Here is a 16,477-nt window from a genome sequence, read left to right on the forward strand (position 1 = left end):
CAGTTAGTGTTACGTTCGGGAGCATGGAGAGCACAAGGAGCATGAAGAAGGTGAGCTTCGCCGCGTTCGGCGGCCCCGGCGTACTGCGCCTCATCGATGCCGACCGACCCCACGCGGGCCCCGGCCGGATACGCGTCCGGGTACGGGCCGCCGGAGTGAATCCCGTCGACTGGCGCATTCGCGAGGGCCAGGTCCTGGGAGCCCAACCGGTCGAACTGCCGTCAGGAGTGGGCCTCGACGCCGCCGGAGTGGTGGACGAGGTGGGTGAGGGCGTCGAAGGAGTGGCGGTGGGCGACCACGTGTTCGGCGAGGGCTCCGACACGTACGCCGAGTTCGCCGTGCTGTCGGCCTGGGCCCGGATGCCGGAGGGCCTGACGTTCGAGGAGGCGGCCGGCTATCCGTCCGTGGTGGAGACCGCGCTGCGCGTCATCCGGGAGGTCGGTGTCCTCCCCGGTCAGACGCTGCTGGTCAACGGCGCGTCCGGCGGGGTCGGTTCGGCGGTGCTGCAGATCGCCCGCGTCCGGGGCATCGCGGTCATCGGCACGGCGGGCGCCGCCAACCAGGAGTATCTGCGCGGCCTGGGCGCGCTCGCCACGACGTACGGCGAGGGCTGGGTCGAGCGGGTACGGCAGCTCGGCCGTGTCGACGCCGCACTCGACCTGGCGGGTTCTGGCGTGCTCGGCGAGCTGGTCGAACTGACCGGCGACCCGGGGAAGGTGGTCACCATCGCGGACCTGGGCGCACCGGAGTTCGGCGTCCGGTTCTCCGGCGTGGCGGGGAGCGTGCCGGACGCGCTGGCCGAGGCGGCGGCGCTGATCTCACGCGGCAGGCTGCACATCCCGGTGGAGAAGTCCTACCCGCTCGCCGAGGCAGCCGCCGCACACATCGACAGCCGGGCGGGGCACACGCGGGGCCGCCGTGTCCTGATCGTCCGACCGCGGGGCGGGTCGAGCGGGTCACGGCCGTAGGGTGCCGGAAACAGGGCCGGATCACGGCCCGTACGGTCCCGGGAACAGGGGCAGATCACGGCCCGTAGGGTCCCAGGAACAGGGGCGGGCGGACACCGGCGCGGGGACAGGGGACGGACATGCTCGACTACGACGACGAGGCCCGGCACTACGACGCGTCCCGGGGTGGTGAACCGAGGGCCCGGGCGGCGGCGGACGCGGTGGAACGGCTCCTGCCGCGAGGACCTCGCACCGTCCTGGACCTCGCCTGCGGCACGGGCATCGTGACGGAACGGCTCCGGCGTCCGGGGCGGACGGTGGTGGGCGTCGACCGTTCACCCGGGATGCTGGGCCTCGCCGCGCGGCGGGTGCCGGGAGGCATCGTGCGGGGCGACGGCGCACGGCTGCCCTTCGCGTCGGAGGCGGTGGACGCCGTGGTGATCATCTGGCTGCTGCATCTGCTGCCGGACCCGGTGCCCGTGCTGACCGAGGCGGCCCGGGTGCTGCGGCCCGGCGGGGTGCTGGTCACCACCGTCGACAAGAACGACGCGTACTTCGCCGAGGACAGCGACATAGCCGAGGTCACGGCGGACCTGCGCGGCCGGTACGCGCCCGAGGTGCCCGACCACTCCGCCCGGCTGCTCCGTTGGGCGGCGGAACAGGGACTGGGGACGGCGGGCCGGACGCGGTTCCCCGGCACGGGGCAGGGCCGCAGTCCTCGCGGCTGGCGCGAGGCGATCGGGGCGGGCCGCATCTCCTGGTGCGCCCACGCGCCCCGGGACCAGGTGGCCGACGTGTGCCGCCGCCTCGCCGCGCTGCCGGACCAGGACGCACCCCGCCCGGACCCGCTGTACCGCCTCGTCGCCCTGAAGGCGTGACATCGCGGCGGCGGTGGGGAACCGGTGGGCCGAGGTTCCGCGACGCGGTGGTCACGTTCCCGCGACGAGCCCCGGGTCCACGTCCCGGCCGCTCTCCGCACAGGACGCGTCAGAAGACGGACAGCCCGGTCAGCGTGGTGAAGCGCGCGAGGGCGGACACGCCCGCCACCGAGTTGCCGCGCCGGTCGAGCCCCGGGCTCCACACGCACAGGGTGCACTCCCCCGGCACGATGGCGATGATGCCCCCGCCGACGCCGCTCTTGCCCGGCAGCCCCACCCGGTAGGCGAACTCGCCGGCCGCGTCGTACGTCCCGCAGGTGAGCATGACCGCGTTGATCTGCTTCGCCTGGCTGCGGGTCAGCAGCGCGGAGCCGTCGGCCCGGATGCCGCGCCGGGCCAGGAAACCCGCGGAGAGGGCCAGGTCCGCGCAGGACGCCTCGATCGAGCACTGGCGGAAGTAGGCGGAGAGCAGCTCGGGGACCCGGAGGGTGATGTTTCCGTAGGAGGCCATGAAGTGGGCCAGCGCGGCGTTGCGGTCGCCGAAGGCCGCTTCGGAGGCGGCGACCTCCGGTACGAAGTCGATGGCGGGATTGCCGCTCTCCGAGCGCAGCAGCTCCCGCACCTGGCCGGCGGCGTCCCCGGTCAGGGCCTGGAGCCGGTCGGTCACCACGAGGGCCCCGGCGTTGATGAACGGGTTGCGGGGGATGCCGTTCTCGTACTCCAGCTGCACCAGGGAGTTGAACGGGTTGCCCGAAGGCTCGCGGCCGACTCCCCGCCATATCTGCTCACCGTCCAGGGAGAGCGCCAGGGCCAGGGCGAACACCTTGGATATGGACTGGGTCGAGAACGGCTGCCGCCAGTCGCCGACGCCGTAGACGGTTCCGTCCGGCTCCGCGACGGCCATGCCGAAGCGCCGGGGGTCGGCTCCGGCGAGCATCGGGATGTAGTCGGCGGGAGTGCCGTGGTCGGCGAGTGCGCCCATCTCCTCGGCGATGCGGCTGATGACGGAGCTGAAGCGGTGCGCTTCGGCGCGCGGAGCGGCGCTGCTCGCCCGAGGGGCGGCGGAGGGGTGGGACACGGCGATTCCTGACGGAGAGAGGCGAGGAGGCCCGGCGGGCGGAGCGGGAGCGGGGCCGCCCCCAGTCTGACCCGCCCACCCCGGCGGCAAGGAATCCCCCCGTGCCGTGCTCCGGGAACGACTGTCTGTCGCCGGGACCGGGCCCGGCGACAGGCCCGGCGCACGGCCCTGCGACAGGCTTTGCCGAACGGTCGACCACTTGTTTTTCCTGGTCGGATACGTTTCAGGGCATCCGATGATCGTTACGCACGGGCCCTTTTCGGCATGACCGACCGGGTCCGTGGGAGGGGTGTGCCATGAGGGCGATCGACCTTGCGGAGACGGCGGCCGCTCTGCCGGAGGCGTGGAGCTCCCGCGTGCTGGGCACGGTGGGGGCGGCCTGCGTGAAGGTACTGCGCATGGACGGGTTGCCCGTCGTCGAGGAGAGCCATGGGGCCGGCGAGGCCCTGCTGGTCCTCGACGGCAGGCTGGAGCTGGAGGTGGAAGGCGTGCCGGTGTCGGTGGGGGCGGGCGAGCTGTTCATGGTGGCGGCGGGGACCGCACACGCGGTCCGCCCCGGGAGCCGGGGCACGTTGGTGATCGTGGAACTGCCGGAGCCCTGACCGGGCGTTCGGTGAAGGCCGGCACGGCGGCCGACGGCTCCGCGTCGGGTGGCGGTCACTGATCCGCGAGGAGACCGGGCAGTCTGCGCATGTCGTCGAAGACGACGGTGCCGGGCCCTTCGAGTCGCTCCACGGGAGTCATTCCCCCGTCGTAGGCGAAGGCGCGCATGCCTGCGGCCCGGGCTGCTCGAAGACCGTACTGGCTGTCCTCGACCACGGCGCACGCCTCGGGCGGGACCCCCATCCGCCGTGCGGCGTGGAGGAACAGATCCGGGGCCGGTTTGCCGTGCTCGACCTCGGTGGCGCTGAAGATGCGGCCTTCGAAGCGCGGGTGGAGATCGGTGATCCCCAGCGTGAAGCGCATCTTCTCGTGGCTCCCGCTGGATGCCACGCAGGTGGAGAGGTGCGTGAGGGAGTCGAGGGCGTCGACGATGCCCTCGACGGGGGTGAGTTCGGCGGCGAGCGCATCGTGGTAGAGGTGCGCGAACTCCTCCTCCCAGTCGGCCGGCAGGCTGCGCCCGAGGTGCTCCTCCACCTGTCGCGTCATCGACAGGCTGGAGCGGCCCATGAACCGGTCGATGATCTCGGCTTCGGTGAGTTCCCATCCCAACCCGGCCAGGACGACGGCGTCCACGCGCACCGCGATGCGCTCACTGTCGACGAGCACGCCGTCGCAGTCGAATATGACGAGTTCGATCGGTTGGATCATGCCCGCAGGTTAGCCGGAGGCCATCCCGGTCACGCGGCGGCGGTGACGGACCCGAGGCCGGGATGGATCAGCAGGGCGGAGGCCCGTCCTGCTGGTGTCGCGCGACTCTCCGGTGCTCAGCGGCAGGGCGAGTCCGGCCCGGGGCACCGCCGTTGTCCCTCGGGGGTGAAGGTGAACGCCTCGTCGAAGGGCGCGTCTCCGAGGCGGACAGCGAGCAGAACAGGTTCGTCGAGCTCGGGCCATGCCGACTCGGGTGCCGGGCCGCTGCCATTCCAGAGATGGAAGAACACCATCGGCTCGTCGGGGTCCTCTCCCAGGTAGCCCAGCGTCTTGCTGTACAGCGGGTTGGTCCCTCCGCACAGGACGGACGGCGGGCCGAACTCGGCGACGACATCCGCCCACGAGCGGTCGGTCCGCGCCCACTGGCGCACTTTCGCCAGCAGAGCGTGGTGTTCCCCGACCGGCAGAACGCGATCGGGCCTGAGCCAGCCGCAGCGGTGCGCGAACTCGACGTAGACCGAGGCGACGCAGTTCTGGTCGTAGCCTCCCGGTATCCGATCCTGGAACATGCCCGCCAGACCGATGCTCGTCCCGGCCCCTCGGCTTACCCGACTGCGCCGCTCCTGAGCCCAGAGCTCGGGCCGGCGTTCCACGAAGAGCAAGTGATCCATCAGCATCCACAGCGCGCTGTCACCCTGCGAGTACATGCCGGGACGGCGCAGGACAGAGTTCAACTGGTCGACGAGATAGGCGCGTATCTCGTCGGCGCCTGCGAGGTTCACGGTGGAGGACACACGCAGAGTGTGCCCCACACCATCACACGGACGGGGCGGGGATGCGGGGAGAGCAGCTTCGCAGGATTCCCGGCCCGCGCGGAATCCGCTTGGCGGACCACCGGGACCGCTGCTACGTTCCCGGTGACCGTGCTGGAGAACGAGGAGGTGGTACCCGTGAACGCTGTATCGACATGGGTGCTCCCCTTCGGGGTCACGGTCGGGCGGTAGGTCGCCCGGGAGCGCCGCTCACGAGCCTCCCGAAAGGCACGACCATGCACGTCACCTCGGAACGGCGTCTCGACGGCGGAGCCCTCGAACGCGAATTCAGCTTCGGCGACATCCCCGGCATCCTGTGGACACCGGCTGCCGCGTCCGCGCCGACGCCACTGATCCTGATCGGCCATCCCCCGCTCGGGCTGCGCAGGATGTACCCCCGGCTGGCGGGCCGGGCCCGCCACTACGCGACGGAGTACGGCTTCGCCTCGGCCACCATCGAGCTCCCCGGGAGCGGTGAACGGCCCCGTTGGGCCGCCGCCGAACAGGCCCGCGCCGACCTGCGCCGGGCGATGGAGGCGGGCGGGCCGGTCGGTGACGAGATCGTCGACGCCCTCATCCTGCCGCTGGTCGACCGGGCGGTCCCGGAATGGCAGGCCGTCCTGGACGCGCTCCTGGCGCTGCCCGGAATCGGCGGCCCGGTCGGATACGAGGGCGGAGTGATCTCCATCGGCGTCCGTCTCGCCGCGGTCGAACCGCGCATCGTGGCCGCCGGGCTCTTCGCCGGAAGTCTCGTGCCCGCCGCCGTGTTCGAGGAGGCCCGCCGCGTCACCATTCCGCTGCACATCCTGCTCCAGTGGGACGACGAGGGGAACGACCGGCAGGCGGCCCTGGACCTCTTCGACGCCTTCGGCTCCACGGAGAAGACCCTGCACGCCAACCTCGGCGGGCACACCGGCGTCCCGGAGTTCGAGCTGGACACCGGGGCCAGGTTCTTCGCCCGGCACCTGAAGCCGCACGTGTCGTAGGGCTTCGTCCAGCACGCTCGCGCGCCGGCCGCTCCGGCAGCCCGGGCGGCACACCGGACGTCGATGGCCCTCCGCCTCCGGGGGGTCTCCCTACCCCGCCCGGTCCAGCGGGCCCGACCCAGGACAGGCCCGCTGGCCGGATGGATCAGTTCTCCGTGATCGCGGAGGCTGAGCAGGTCGAACCTGCTCAGCCGATCGGAGAACCAGTGTTCCGCTTGAAGTCCCCACGCCGTACGGTGGCGCGCGCCGCCGCAGTCGTCCTGGCCGGAGCGGCGTGCGCCGCCACGATGACCGGCAGCGCCGGAGCCATCGTCAACGGAGAGGATTCCACGCAGCGTTACCCGTCCATGGTGTCGATCCCCGTGACGGGTGCGGACGACCCGACGTTCACGGGGGTCTGCGGGGGATCGTTGATCGACTCCCGATGGGTGCTCACGGCTGCCCACTGTGTGGACCCGGGGCTTGTCACCCTGGACGGCACCGTCAGGGTCGGCAGCGAGTGGAAGGACTCCGGAGGCACGGTCCGGTCCGTCGCGAAGACGGTGTCCCACCCCGGCTACCGGAGCGGCGAGAACACCGGACCCAATCGCGACGACATCGCCCTGATCCGTCTGAACCGCCCGGTCGCGGAGCAGCCCGTCCGTATGGCCGACCGCCCGGGACGGCCCGGCGCCCCGACCCGCATCCTCGGCTTCGGCAGGACCGACGACGCACCCGACGCCCCATGGGTCTTCCCCGACCGGCTCCAGGAACTCGACACCCGCCGGGGAGCGGTGACCGACTGCGCACCGGGTTACGCGGACAGCACCCGCCTGTGCACCGTCAGCCGGACACCCGAGGCCATGGCGTGCAACGGCGACTCGGGCGGCCCCCAGCTCCGGCGGGACCGGAAGGGACGCTGGGAGCTGATCGGCGTCACCTCCGGCCCCGGCGCGCCGGGGGTGCGTTGCAGCGACGGGCCGGGGCTCTACACCAGCGCACCCGCCTACGCGGGCTGGATCCGTGAGGCGATACGCCGCCACGGCTGATGCAGGACCTCCCTCGCCGGCCCGTCGCGCCGGCCATGCCCTTCCGCCCGACACCGATACGGCGTCACACGGGCGTCGTGGCCGGCGGGGTCCTGGGTCCGGCGTCGGCGGCACCGTCCGCCCGTGACGTGGGCGGTGACGGCGACCGCGAGCAGCAGCGCGTCGGAGGATCAGGCAGGCGGGGAGATGCCCAGGGCCCGCTCCGCGGCCTCCATCCGGCGGCGGCGACGGCGCATGGTCAGCGGGTTGACGAGGAGCAGGCCCGCCATGACGAGGTTGTAGGAGGCACGTCCGTAGTTGCCGTCGACGACGAGGAACACCCCGCTGACGAACCACAGCAGCGCACCCGCTCCCAGGAGCCACCACACCCACCGGCGCGAGGAAGAGCCCAGCGCACGCCGCATGCGTACGGCGATGTCGGCCGCGGCCGCGCGCTCTGCGGCGTCGTCCGGCGCCTGGCCGCGCCGGATCAGACGGCCCACCCGCAGGTAGCGGCCCGCGCTCATCCCGAACTTCGCCGCCCGGCGCCGGTGCCACCACCAGGCTCCGGCGTACGCGCCCGTGCCGAGCAGGACGAAGGCGCCGGCGACGAACAGCCCCTGCCGAACGCCCCTCTCCCCCTCGCCGAGGACCGCCCCCGCCAGGAAGCCTCCCACCGCCGCCACCAGCAGGACGGCGAGGACGGGCCCTGCCAGGCTCCAGCGTCCCGCACCGTCGTGTGCTTCTCCGGCCGAAGCGGTCACGCCCCCGCCTCCCCGCCGCGCTGGGACGTCATGGCTTCAGGTCTGCTGGGGGTGGCCGCCGTCGCCCTCGATGACGAGCCGGTCCGTGCCCGGCTCGTCCGCCCCCTCGACCACCGTCACATCGATCGCGCCGTCGCCGGTGGTGTCGAACTGGTAGAGGTCCGCTCTCCCGTCACCGGTGGTGTCCGTCATCCATACATCGGGCTTGCCGTCGCCGTTGGTGTCGGCGCTGAGGAGGACGTGGTGCTCGTCCCCCTGGGTCGGGGCCACTTCTTCGGTGTGCGCGTTGGTGTCCATGGCGGCCGGTTGCCCCCGGGGCGCGGCTCGAAACCGGCGAAGGCCCGCGCGAGTGCCGCGCGGGCCCCGCCCTCGTGGTGTTCCCTGGTCGCCGGTTCAGTGGCCGGGCCGCGCCTCGGTGCCGGAGTGATCGATGACGTTGCCGTTGGAGCAGTTGTTCTGGTGGTTGCCGGTCCAGTCGGCCAGTGCGGGGACGACGGCGAGTTCCTGGACGCACACGTCCGCGGCCGTGAAGTTCCCGTTGTTCGCCGCGTTGACTCCACTCCCGAAGTTGCTGTCGTTGTCGGCGAAGGCGGGCGCGGCGGCGGAGGCGGACAGGGCCGCGGCGGCCAGCAGGCCGCACGTGATGATCTTTCGCATGGCTGATGAACGCGGACCCTCCTGTCAGGTCACGCGGTGATCACCCGTACGTGACAGAGCCACGGAAGCCGTCCCGCGCGGGCCCATCCACCCGGGTCCGGCGAAGGTCGGCCGTCGTCGGTGCGAAGGGCCGCACCGGCGGCGGTCACCGCACGCCGGGCGCGAAGAAGCCGGTACTGGCGACGGCGAGCAGCAGGTAGACCCCCGGGAAGGCGATGTTGTGGAAGACGCGCGTCCGGACGTGGACCAGCACCGCTCCGACGAAGAACACGGTCAGGCCGATCGCCGCCGCCAGGCCCAGCCGGTGGACACCCAGCAGGCCGGCGACGAGGCCCACCGCACCCGCGAGTTTGAGCGTCGCCAGATACGGCACCGCCCAGGGCGGAACGTGCACCTCCGCCGAGTTGGCCCGTACGAACGGCGCCCGTAGGTAGTCCGCGACCGCGACGGAAACGTTCGCGACGGCACAGGTCACCGTGGCGATGAGCAGTACGGAGGTCATGTCCTCACCGTCTGTCGGTGCATGGCATTCTCATCTCCTCGGGAGCCGCGCGGGAAGGCGCGGCAGGAAGGCGGACAGGAAGGGGTTCATCCGACCGTCCTGACGTCCGCCCGCCCCGGAAGGTGACACCCCCATGCCGATCACGGTCGAAGAGTTCGAGACCGCACGGCCACGCCTCCTGTCGGTCGCCCACCGCATGCTGGGCTCGGCCCAGGACGCGCAGGACGCCGTCCAGACCGCATGGGTACGGGCGGCCACCGCCCGGCCCTCCACGTCGGTCGAGAACCCGTCCGCCTGGCTCACGACCGTCACCGCCCGGGTCTGCCTGGACGAACTGCGTGCCCGACGCCGCCGCGCCGAAGCGCCGCTGCTGGCGGACGCCGTCCCGGCGGAAGACCTGGCCGCTGACGAGGCGGTCCTCCGCGCCGATGACGTCTCCCGGGCGCTGATGGTCCTGCTGGACCGGCTGACCCCGCCCCAACGGGTCGCGTACGTCCTGCACGATCTGTTCTCCACACCGTTCGACCGGATCGCGGAGGTGCTGGGCGCGACCGTGCCCAGCGCCAAGCAGCACGCCAGCCGCGCACGCCGACGCCTCGCCCCCGCCCGGCAGGACGCGGAGGAGGCCGGCCGGGCGGATCAGCGGATCGTGGACGCCTTCATGGCGGCGGCCCGGACCGGGGACACGCGCGGCATGATCCGGCTGCTCGCGCCCGACAGCGTGCGCGACGCCGAGGCGGCGCTCCTGCCGCACGGCGGCCGCACCACCGTGACCGGCGCGGCCGACATCGCCGCCGAGACCGCCCAGTTCCGCGACCGCATCCGGGCGGCCTGCCGACTCACCGTCAACGGCCGGCCGATGTACGTCATCGCCCCGGGCGGACACCCCTTCGCCACGATCGGGATCAGCACGGCGGGCGGGCGGGTCACCCGTATCGCGTTGCGCCTGGTGCGGACCGACGACCGGTTCGACGCCCCGGAGCTCTGACGGTGCTCCGACGCGCCGACAGCGCGGTTTCCTCGGTCGAGTTCATCAGACGGTGTCGAACGTCCCGTCGCGAAGGCCCGCGACGAACGCCGCGAAGGCGGTAGCGGGGACGGCGACCACCGGGCCGCCCTCGACCTTGGAGTCACGGACGGGAACGATGCCGCGCGAGGCGGCGAGATTCGCGGCGACCTCGATGCAGTCGCCGCCGTTGTTGCTGTACGAGGACTTAGACCATCGGGGGGATTCGGGGGGCATCATGGGTATCCCTTCGCCGCAGGAACTACCACCATGCATGACAGCACGTGTAGGACACCAGAATGCCCGGCGCGAAGTCGGTGGTAGCGCTCAAACGGCGCCCTTTCTCTCCGAGCAGCAGGATGCCCCACCCTGCCACGCAGGGTGGGGCATCCTGCTGCTCGGTTCCTGCTGCTCGGTTCCTCAGACGGTGTCGAACGTCCCGCCCTGAACGCCCGCGACGAACGCCGCGAAGGCGGTGGTGGGGACGGCGACCACCGGGCCGCCCGCGACCTTGGAGTCACGGACGGGGACGACGCCGCGCGAGGCGGCGAGATTCGCGGCGACCTCGATGCAGTTGCCGCCGTTGTTGCTGTACGAGGACTTGAACCATCGGGGGGATTCGGTCGTCACAGGGTGCCCTTTCGCAACTGGCTGATCTTGGCCACCGACGCCGTCTGCGACAGCGACGCGCCCTGAAGTTGATGGTAGGCCGTCAGTATGGGCAGCACGAACGAGCTTTCGCGGTCGAGGTGTCCCTGAGTCTGCGACTCGGCGTAGCAGATCACCGACCGGTCCGGCAGCGTCAGAATGTTGACCGGCAGGTCGAACGTCCGCTGTTCACCGATCTCGTACGGAGCCACCTGAAGCAGGGTGTTGGGCAGTTCGGCGAACTCCAGCAGCTGCTCCAGCTGGGCGTTCATGACAGTGGAGCCTCCGACCGGACGGCGAATGCAGCTTTCGTCCATGGTCACGAAGAGCATGGGCGGATTCGGCCGTGCCAGAGCCGCTTGGCGCTCCGCAAGGAAAGACACGCGATCGTCGGCCTGCTCCGGTGTGATCGCTCCCCGCCGTACGGCACTGTCGGCCAAGACCCGCGCGTACTCCGGCGTCTGCAACAGCCCAGGGACGATCCCAACTTCGTAGAGCCTGATCTCCACCGCTCGGCCCTCGTAGCGCGCGTACTCCGGGAAGCCCTCCAGCAGGGTCAGGTCCTTCATCGCCTGGACCATGCGGCCGAACTTGTCGCCGGTCCCCAACGCTCTGTCAACACTTCTCGCGAAACGGGGAGTCGGAGGACGCCGACCAGTTTCCACGGCCGAAATATGGGTTCCGGAGCACCCCATGCGCCCGGCTAACTCGTCCTGCGTCCAGCCCCGCGCGTCTCTGGCCTGCCTCAACTGCAAGCCGAAGGAAACGTCCGGGTCGTCGGGGTCGAGCTGCTTGCGATTCACCATGTCGAAGCCCTAACTCTCTGAGCAAAAGGCGCAGGTTGAAGACAGCCCGACCCTAGGCCACGCTGAATCGCCCCGGTAGCCGAACGGCTACGGAGAGGAGCGATCGATGTACGGCGAGAACGTACGCCCGAATACGCCCACGCCCTCCACCACCTCCACCCCCGCCCTCGGAACCCTCCTGGTCGACACCAGCCGCGCCGACCGCGTGGGTGAGTTCCGAGGGGTCGCCGGCCCCTACTGGTCACTGCGGCCGGTAGGGGGCGGCGCGGAGTGGGAGGTCGAGCCCCGCCATGTGCGGCCCGCAATCCTGATAGAGCAGCTCCGCGCCCGTACCGCGCGCCTCAACGCCCGTAGCCGGGGCGAGGTCCTGTGAACGTCGCGCCGGCCGCTCGACGGACCGCGCCGGTCCGCATGACGCGCGTGCCGGTCTACGCGGCCGAGGTCACCCTCTCCGACGGGCAGCGGTCCGCCTCGCTCGGCGGGGTCGTCGTGCGGAACCGGCGGCTCGTCCTCCTCTGGCTCCGGCGCCAGGCGCTCCGCCTGGCCAACGGTCATGGGCTCCTGCTCGCTCCCGAACCCGTAACGCCGCCCACCGGCGACGTACGCCCGGTCCGCTTCCACGGCTCCGACGCGCCGGAGGAGTTGCGCCACTGGGCCACGGACGGCGCGCACCAGGACCACGCGATACGGGCCCTGGAGGCCGGGTTCCCCGCGCTGTTCACCGTGCTCGATCCCGCCGTCGGGCTCAGCCTGACCCTCGCCGGGTGGCGTGGCCACCCGGCCGACCACTAGGGCGTGTTTCGAAAGTCCCGCCGCCCGAAACGGAGTTGAACGCCGTGCTCCAGTGCACCGCCGTCACGCTTCTCCCTCCAGAAGCCGTGCTGCGGCTCCCCTCCGCCGGGTTGGACGACTCCGGCGATCCGGAGCCGTACGTCCTGTGCGAACTCGGCGAGCACGACGGCACGCACACCGAACACGCCGCCTTCCTCCGACCGGGCCGGACGCCCGACTCGGCGGCCCAGTGGTTCTTCTGGACCGGCGACGGAACGGAACGCGCCCACCGGACCGACCGCGCGCCCTGGTGTCCCGCGCTCCTGCGCCGGCTCGGCACCGACGTCGTACGGCAGTGCTCCTTCTTCGACCACCACACCGCGCCCCACTCCTGGGACGTGGGCGATCCGCTCGGCGACCTGATCGCGGAGCGGCTCCTATCAGGCGACCACTCCCCCGAAGGGTGACCCGTACCCGTGAACCAGTGCACCGCCGTCGCTCTGCTGCCGCCCCCCAAGCATGTGCTCGCCCTCTCGGTCCCGGATCGCCGTCCGGAGGCCGGACACCTGCTCTGCGAACTCGCGGAGGGCCACGACGGGACGCACGCGACGATGCTGTGGGACGAGGGCGGGCGGCCGGGGAGCGCCGTCTGGGCGCGGTGGCGTGCTGGGCAGGTCCGGCTGCTGCCGCTCCCCTGGTGCGCGGTCCACGATCCCCGGGACGAGGACGCGGCCTGCGGTCTGTTCACCGGGCACCCGCCGGGGCACGGCTGGGAGGTCACCGACCCCACCGACGAGGCGATCACGCGCGAGCTGGCGCGGCGGCACCCGCATCTGTTCCGCCGGTGACGGACCGCGTACGGGCGGGAGATCGGGGATCGGGCCCGGATCACGACCGTGGGCCCGGATCACGGATGATCCGGGCCCACGACCCTATTACGGCGTAGTACTCAGGCGTCAGCTCTGCGCGGGCGACGCGTCCTGCTCGCCCGGCTCGGAGGCGGTGGCGGCGGCCTGGGTCTCGGCGCGCTCGCGCATCTTGCGCACCAGCTCCTGCTTCTTGTCCTCGGCGGCCTTGCGGTCGGCGCCTCGCGCGGAACCCGCGCCCTGCTGTTCGGCGCGGGACAGCTTCTTGCGCTGTCCGCCGACGCCGAGGAGGTTGTTACGGCTCTTGGCCATGGCGTTCTCCCATGTGACGTGTGAAGTGAATCAGGTGAACGTGATCGGGACCGGTCGCGCCGGTCCCGGGCTGCGGCGGGGTGTGCGCACCCGCCGCGCTCTCACTCGTAGATCTGGAAGAACGAAGACATGCGGAGACCGTACCCCGCCCCCGGAGCGCCCCGCACCAGGTTTTCCGGCCGCCCGGGGCCGCGCCCCGGTCCGACCCGACCCGGACGCGAGGCCCGGGTCTCAGGCCGTCGGGTCGACCGTCGCCTGATGGGCCTCGGCCAGGTGCTCCTCGGCCTTCAGCCAGGGCAGGAACTGCGCCGGGCGTTGCCACGCGCAGGTGGAGCACGTCAGCTGGCGCGTCACGCTCGACTTCCTCACCCGCACGACGTGTTCACGGCCGTGCTGGTCCCATCTGCTGACCTTGCTCGTGGTGCTGGACGGCATCGCGTACCTCCCGGAACGGCGGCGGGGGCTCCGGTGGACCGTACGACGAAGCCCCCGGTTCCGTACCCGGAACCGGGGGCCTCACGCACGGGTGCGGGTGTCAGCAGCCGAGCAGGCGGGAGCCGAGGTACGCCTGGATCTGGTCCAGGGAGACGCGCTCCTGCTTCATGGTGTCGCGCTCGCGCACGGTCACCGCGTTGTCGTCGAGGGTGTCGAAGTCGACGGTGACGCAGAACGGGGTGCCGATCTCGTCCTGACGGCGGTAGCGGCGGCCGATGGCGCCGGCGTCGTCGAACTCGATGTTCCAGTTCTTGCGCAGGTCGGCCGCCAGGCCCTTGGCCTTCGGCGAGAGCTGCGGGTTGCGGGAGAGCGGCAGGACCGCGACCTTGACCGGGGCCAGGCGGTGGTCGAGGCGCATGACGGTGCGCTTCTCCATGACGCCCTTGGCGTTGGGGGCCTCGTCCTCGACATAGGCGTCCAGGAGGAACGCCAGCATCGCGCGGCCGACACCGGCCGCGGGCTCGATGACGTACGGCGTCCAGCGCTCGTTGGCCTCCTGGTCGTAGTACTGGAGGTCGGTGCCCGACGCCTCGGAGTGCGCCTTGAGGTCGTAGTCGGTGCGGTTGGCCACGCCCTCCAGCTCGCCCCACTCGCTGCCGCCGAAGCGGAAGCGGTACTCGATGTCGGCGGTGCGCTTGGAGTAGTGGGAGAGCTTCTCCTTCGGGTGCTCGAACCAGCGCATGTTCTCCTCGCGCATGCCGAGGTCCGTGTACCAGCTCCAGCGCTGGTCCATCCAGTACTGCTGCCACTCCTCGTCCTCGCCCGGCTTGACGAAGAACTCCATCTCCATCTGCTCGAACTCACGGGTCCGGAAGATGAAGTTGCCCGGAGTGATCTCGTTCCGGAAGGACTTGCCCATCTGCGCGATGCCGAACGGCGGCTTCTTGCGCGAGGTCTGGAGCACCTGGCCGAAGTTGGTGAAGATGCCCTGGGCGGTCTCGGGGCGCAGGTAGGCGACCGAGCCGGAGTCCTGGGTCGGGCCGAGGTGGGTGGAGAGCAGACCCGAGAACTGCTTGGGCTCGGTGAAGGTGCCCTTGTTGCCGCAGTTGGGGCAGTTGAGGTCGGCGAGGCCGTTGACCGGCGGCTTGCCGTGCTTCTCCTCGTACGCCTCCTCCAGGTGGTCGGCGCGGTAGCGCTTGTGGCAGGAGGTGCACTCGGTGAGCGGGTCCGAGAAGGTGGCGACGTGTCCGGAGGCGACCCAGACGTCCGGGGCCAGGATGACCGACGAGTCGATGCCGACCACGTCCTCGCGCGCGGTGACCATGTAGCGCCACCACTGACGCTTCAGGTTCTCCTTCATCTCGACGCCCAGCGGCCCGTAGTCCCAGGCGGCCTTCTGACCACCGTAGATCTCACTGCAGGGGTAGACGAAGCCACGGCGCTTGCTCAGGCTGACGATGGTGTCGATCTTGTCGGCGGCCACGGTGCTCTCTTCATTACGACGGTGACGAACGGCGAATGCCTCAGATTACCGGCGGGCGCACCCCTGGGATCAAATCGGTGGGACGTGAAGGATCTTGCCGGTGATCTTCCCGGTGCCCCTATGTGACCTTCCGGGCATCTCATCAGCCTTGTTGACAATCGTTTCCACTTTAGTTGAAAATGAGTGTCATGAACGTACGCCGCCTCATACCCACCACCGCCGTCGCCGGAGCAGTCGTCCTCGGTCTGACCGCTCTCTCGGCCTGCTCCACCTCCGACGCAGCGGACGGGGGCAACGGCGACAAGCTGAAGGTGACGGCGTCGTTCTACCCGATGCAGTTCCTGACCGAGAGGATCGGCGGCGAGCACGTCGCGGTCACCAGCCTCACCAAGCCGGGCGTCGAGCCGCACGACCTGGAGCTCACCCCCCGCCAGATCGGCTCCATCAGCGAGTCCGACTACGTGCTGTACCTCAAGGGCATCCAGCCCGCCGTGGACGACGCGATCAAGCAGTCCGGTGTGAAGAACACCGTCGACGCCGCGACCCTCACCACCCTGGAGAACCACGGCTCCGAGGTCAGCGGCCACGACCACGGCCATGACCACGCGGAAGAGGCCCCCGAGGAGCACGGGGAGCACGAGGAGCACTCCGAGGGCGACGGCCACAACCACGGCGAGGAGGGCGGCGCCGACCCGCACATCTGGCTGGACCCGGTGAAGTACGCCGAGGTCGCCAAGGGCGTCGGCAAGTCGCTGGAGAAGGCCGACCCCGACCACGCCGCCGACTACAGGAAGAACACCGACGCCCTCGTCGCCGAGCTGGGCGAGCTGAACACGGCGTACGAGACCGGGCTGAAGAACACCTCCACCACGACGTTCATCACCACCCACTCCGCCTTCGGCTACCTCGCCGAGCGCTACGGACTCACCCAGCAGGGCATCGCGGGCATCGACCCCGAGGCCGAGCCGAGCCCCGCCCGGATCCAGGAGATCCACACCATCGCGGAGAAGGAGAAGGCCACCACGGTCTTCTTCGAGACGCTCGCCAGTGACCGGACCGCGAAGACCCTCGCGAAGGACACCGGGCTGAAGACCGGCGTCCTGGACCCGCTGGAGGGAATCACGGACAAGTCCCGGGGCGCTGACTACATCGAGGTCATGGAGTCCAACCTCACCGCGCTCCAGAAGGCACTCGGCGCGAAGTGACCC

Annotated in this window: 24 protein-coding genes; 11 read left to right on the forward strand and 13 right to left on the reverse strand. The window is 71.0% G+C overall.

Features of this window, described 5'->3' with window-relative positions:
• Positions 1 to 41 precede the first annotated feature (41 nt).
• Together OG245_RS10865 and OG245_RS10870 are read left to right on the forward strand one after the other, a co-directional pair.
• The gene (locus OG245_RS10865; RefSeq protein ID WP_371627858.1) at positions 42 to 968 is read left to right on the forward strand and encodes an NADP-dependent oxidoreductase; all 927 of its coding nucleotides are present in this window, start codon (positions 42 to 44) and stop codon (positions 966 to 968) included.
• Between the two features lie 119 nt (positions 969 to 1,087).
• On the forward strand, positions 1,088 to 1,825 hold the full coding sequence (locus OG245_RS10870) for a class I SAM-dependent methyltransferase (RefSeq protein ID WP_371623321.1): 738 nt from the start codon (positions 1,088 to 1,090) through the stop codon (positions 1,823 to 1,825).
• A 109-nt stretch (positions 1,826 to 1,934) separates the two neighbouring features.
• Here OG245_RS10870 and OG245_RS10875 read toward each other — a convergent pair whose 3' ends face one another.
• Positions 1,935 to 2,903 (reverse strand): glutaminase, encoded by a 969-nt coding sequence (locus OG245_RS10875; RefSeq protein ID WP_215103728.1) that lies wholly within the window; start codon positions 2,901 to 2,903, stop codon positions 1,935 to 1,937.
• Between the two features lie 296 nt (positions 2,904 to 3,199).
• Between OG245_RS10875 and OG245_RS10880 the strand changes: the two genes are divergently transcribed.
• Positions 3,200 to 3,505, forward strand: coding sequence for a cupin domain-containing protein (locus tag OG245_RS10880; protein WP_371623322.1), 306 nt, complete (start codon positions 3,200 to 3,202; stop codon positions 3,503 to 3,505).
• 55 nt (positions 3,506 to 3,560) lie between these two features.
• Here the strand turns inward: OG245_RS10880 and OG245_RS10885 are convergent, their stop codons facing one another.
• Positions 3,561 to 4,214: an HAD family hydrolase gene (locus OG245_RS10885; RefSeq protein ID WP_371623323.1), complete on the reverse strand. Its 654-nt coding sequence runs from the start codon at positions 4,212 to 4,214 to the stop codon at positions 3,561 to 3,563.
• Positions 4,215 to 4,330: 116 nt separating this feature from the next.
• Positions 4,331 to 5,008: a hypothetical protein gene (locus OG245_RS10890; RefSeq protein WP_371623324.1), complete on the reverse strand. Its 678-nt coding sequence runs from the start codon at positions 5,006 to 5,008 to the stop codon at positions 4,331 to 4,333.
• A 254-nt stretch (positions 5,009 to 5,262) separates the two neighbouring features.
• Between OG245_RS10890 and OG245_RS10895 the strand changes: the two genes are divergently transcribed.
• Together OG245_RS10895 and OG245_RS10900 are read left to right on the forward strand one after the other, a co-directional pair.
• On the forward strand, positions 5,263 to 6,012 hold the full coding sequence (locus OG245_RS10895) for an alpha/beta hydrolase (RefSeq protein WP_371623325.1): 750 nt from the start codon (positions 5,263 to 5,265) through the stop codon (positions 6,010 to 6,012).
• 206 nt (positions 6,013 to 6,218) lie between these two features.
• Positions 6,219 to 7,040: a trypsin-like serine protease gene (locus OG245_RS10900; protein ID WP_371623326.1), complete on the forward strand. Its 822-nt coding sequence runs from the start codon at positions 6,219 to 6,221 to the stop codon at positions 7,038 to 7,040.
• A gap of 170 nt (positions 7,041 to 7,210) precedes the next feature.
• Here the strand turns inward: OG245_RS10900 and OG245_RS10905 are convergent, their stop codons facing one another.
• The 4 genes from OG245_RS10905 to OG245_RS10920 form a co-directional block, all read right to left on the reverse strand.
• A complete protein-coding gene (locus OG245_RS10905; protein WP_371623327.1) occupies positions 7,211 to 7,783 on the reverse strand; it encodes a hypothetical protein in 573 nt (190 codons plus the stop codon).
• A 36-nt stretch (positions 7,784 to 7,819) separates the two neighbouring features.
• Positions 7,820 to 8,080, reverse strand: coding sequence for a hypothetical protein (locus OG245_RS10910; protein WP_371623328.1), 261 nt, complete (start codon positions 8,078 to 8,080; stop codon positions 7,820 to 7,822).
• 96 nt (positions 8,081 to 8,176) lie between these two features.
• Entirely contained in the window at positions 8,177 to 8,440 is a 264-nt protein-coding gene (locus OG245_RS10915) for a hypothetical protein (RefSeq protein WP_371623329.1), read from the reverse strand.
• Between the two features lie 145 nt (positions 8,441 to 8,585).
• Positions 8,586 to 8,942: a DoxX family protein gene (locus OG245_RS10920; protein WP_371623330.1), complete on the reverse strand. Its 357-nt coding sequence runs from the start codon at positions 8,940 to 8,942 to the stop codon at positions 8,586 to 8,588.
• 133 nt (positions 8,943 to 9,075) lie between these two features.
• On the opposite strand from OG245_RS10920, the gene OG245_RS10925 reads away from it, so the two are divergent.
• Positions 9,076 to 9,930 (forward strand): sigma-70 family RNA polymerase sigma factor, encoded by an 855-nt coding sequence (locus OG245_RS10925; RefSeq protein ID WP_371623331.1) that lies wholly within the window; start codon positions 9,076 to 9,078, stop codon positions 9,928 to 9,930.
• A gap of 45 nt (positions 9,931 to 9,975) precedes the next feature.
• On the opposite strand, the gene OG245_RS10930 is transcribed toward OG245_RS10925, so the two are convergent.
• The 3 genes from OG245_RS10930 to OG245_RS10940 all read right to left on the reverse strand — a co-directional run bounded on the left by OG245_RS10930 (position 9,976) and on the right by OG245_RS10940 (position 11,402).
• Complete coding sequence (locus OG245_RS10930) at positions 9,976 to 10,185, reverse strand: DUF397 domain-containing protein (protein WP_371623332.1); 210 nt, start codon at positions 10,183 to 10,185, stop codon at positions 9,976 to 9,978.
• A 183-nt stretch (positions 10,186 to 10,368) separates the two neighbouring features.
• A complete protein-coding gene (locus OG245_RS10935; RefSeq protein ID WP_371623333.1) occupies positions 10,369 to 10,578 on the reverse strand; it encodes a DUF397 domain-containing protein in 210 nt (69 codons plus the stop codon).
• Positions 10,575 to 11,402, reverse strand: coding sequence for a Scr1 family TA system antitoxin-like transcriptional regulator (locus tag OG245_RS10940; RefSeq protein ID WP_371623334.1), 828 nt, complete (start codon positions 11,400 to 11,402; stop codon positions 10,575 to 10,577). Before OG245_RS10940 ends, OG245_RS10935 begins: the two co-directional genes overlap by 4 nt.
• Before the next feature lie 106 nt (positions 11,403 to 11,508).
• Here OG245_RS10940 and OG245_RS10945 point away from each other — a divergent pair, with 106 nt between their 5' ends.
• The 4 genes from OG245_RS10945 to OG245_RS10960 are packed head-to-tail and all read left to right on the forward strand — an operon-like array spanning position 11,509 to position 13,021.
• On the forward strand, positions 11,509 to 11,775 hold the full coding sequence (locus tag OG245_RS10945) for a hypothetical protein (RefSeq protein ID WP_371623335.1): 267 nt from the start codon (positions 11,509 to 11,511) through the stop codon (positions 11,773 to 11,775).
• Positions 11,776 to 11,813: 38 nt separating this feature from the next.
• On the forward strand, positions 11,814 to 12,194 hold the full coding sequence (locus tag OG245_RS10950) for a hypothetical protein (RefSeq protein ID WP_371623336.1): 381 nt from the start codon (positions 11,814 to 11,816) through the stop codon (positions 12,192 to 12,194).
• A gap of 44 nt (positions 12,195 to 12,238) precedes the next feature.
• Entirely contained in the window at positions 12,239 to 12,640 is a 402-nt protein-coding gene (locus tag OG245_RS10955) for a hypothetical protein (RefSeq protein ID WP_371623337.1), read from the forward strand.
• A gap of 9 nt (positions 12,641 to 12,649) precedes the next feature.
• Entirely contained in the window at positions 12,650 to 13,021 is a 372-nt protein-coding gene (locus OG245_RS10960) for a hypothetical protein (protein WP_371623338.1), read from the forward strand.
• A gap of 108 nt (positions 13,022 to 13,129) precedes the next feature.
• Here OG245_RS10960 and OG245_RS10965 read toward each other — a convergent pair whose 3' ends face one another.
• From OG245_RS10965 to OG245_RS10975, 3 genes are all read right to left on the reverse strand, one after another.
• Positions 13,130 to 13,351: a DUF6243 family protein gene (locus tag OG245_RS10965; RefSeq protein WP_371623339.1), complete on the reverse strand. Its 222-nt coding sequence runs from the start codon at positions 13,349 to 13,351 to the stop codon at positions 13,130 to 13,132.
• 231 nt (positions 13,352 to 13,582) lie between these two features.
• Positions 13,583 to 13,786 (reverse strand): hypothetical protein, encoded by a 204-nt coding sequence (locus tag OG245_RS10970; protein WP_371623340.1) that lies wholly within the window; start codon positions 13,784 to 13,786, stop codon positions 13,583 to 13,585.
• Positions 13,787 to 13,886: 100 nt separating this feature from the next.
• Entirely contained in the window at positions 13,887 to 15,269 is a 1,383-nt protein-coding gene (locus tag OG245_RS10975) for a glycine--tRNA ligase (protein WP_371623341.1), read from the reverse strand.
• A 188-nt stretch (positions 15,270 to 15,457) separates the two neighbouring features.
• Between OG245_RS10975 and OG245_RS10980 the strand changes: the two genes are divergently transcribed.
• A complete protein-coding gene (locus tag OG245_RS10980; protein WP_371623342.1) occupies positions 15,458 to 16,474 on the forward strand; it encodes a metal ABC transporter substrate-binding protein in 1,017 nt (338 codons plus the stop codon).
• Positions 16,475 to 16,477: the final 3 nt, after the last annotated feature.

Source organism: Streptomyces sp. NBC_01116, from assembly GCF_041435495.1.
Taxonomy (GTDB): domain Bacteria; phylum Actinomycetota; class Actinomycetes; order Streptomycetales; family Streptomycetaceae; genus Streptomyces.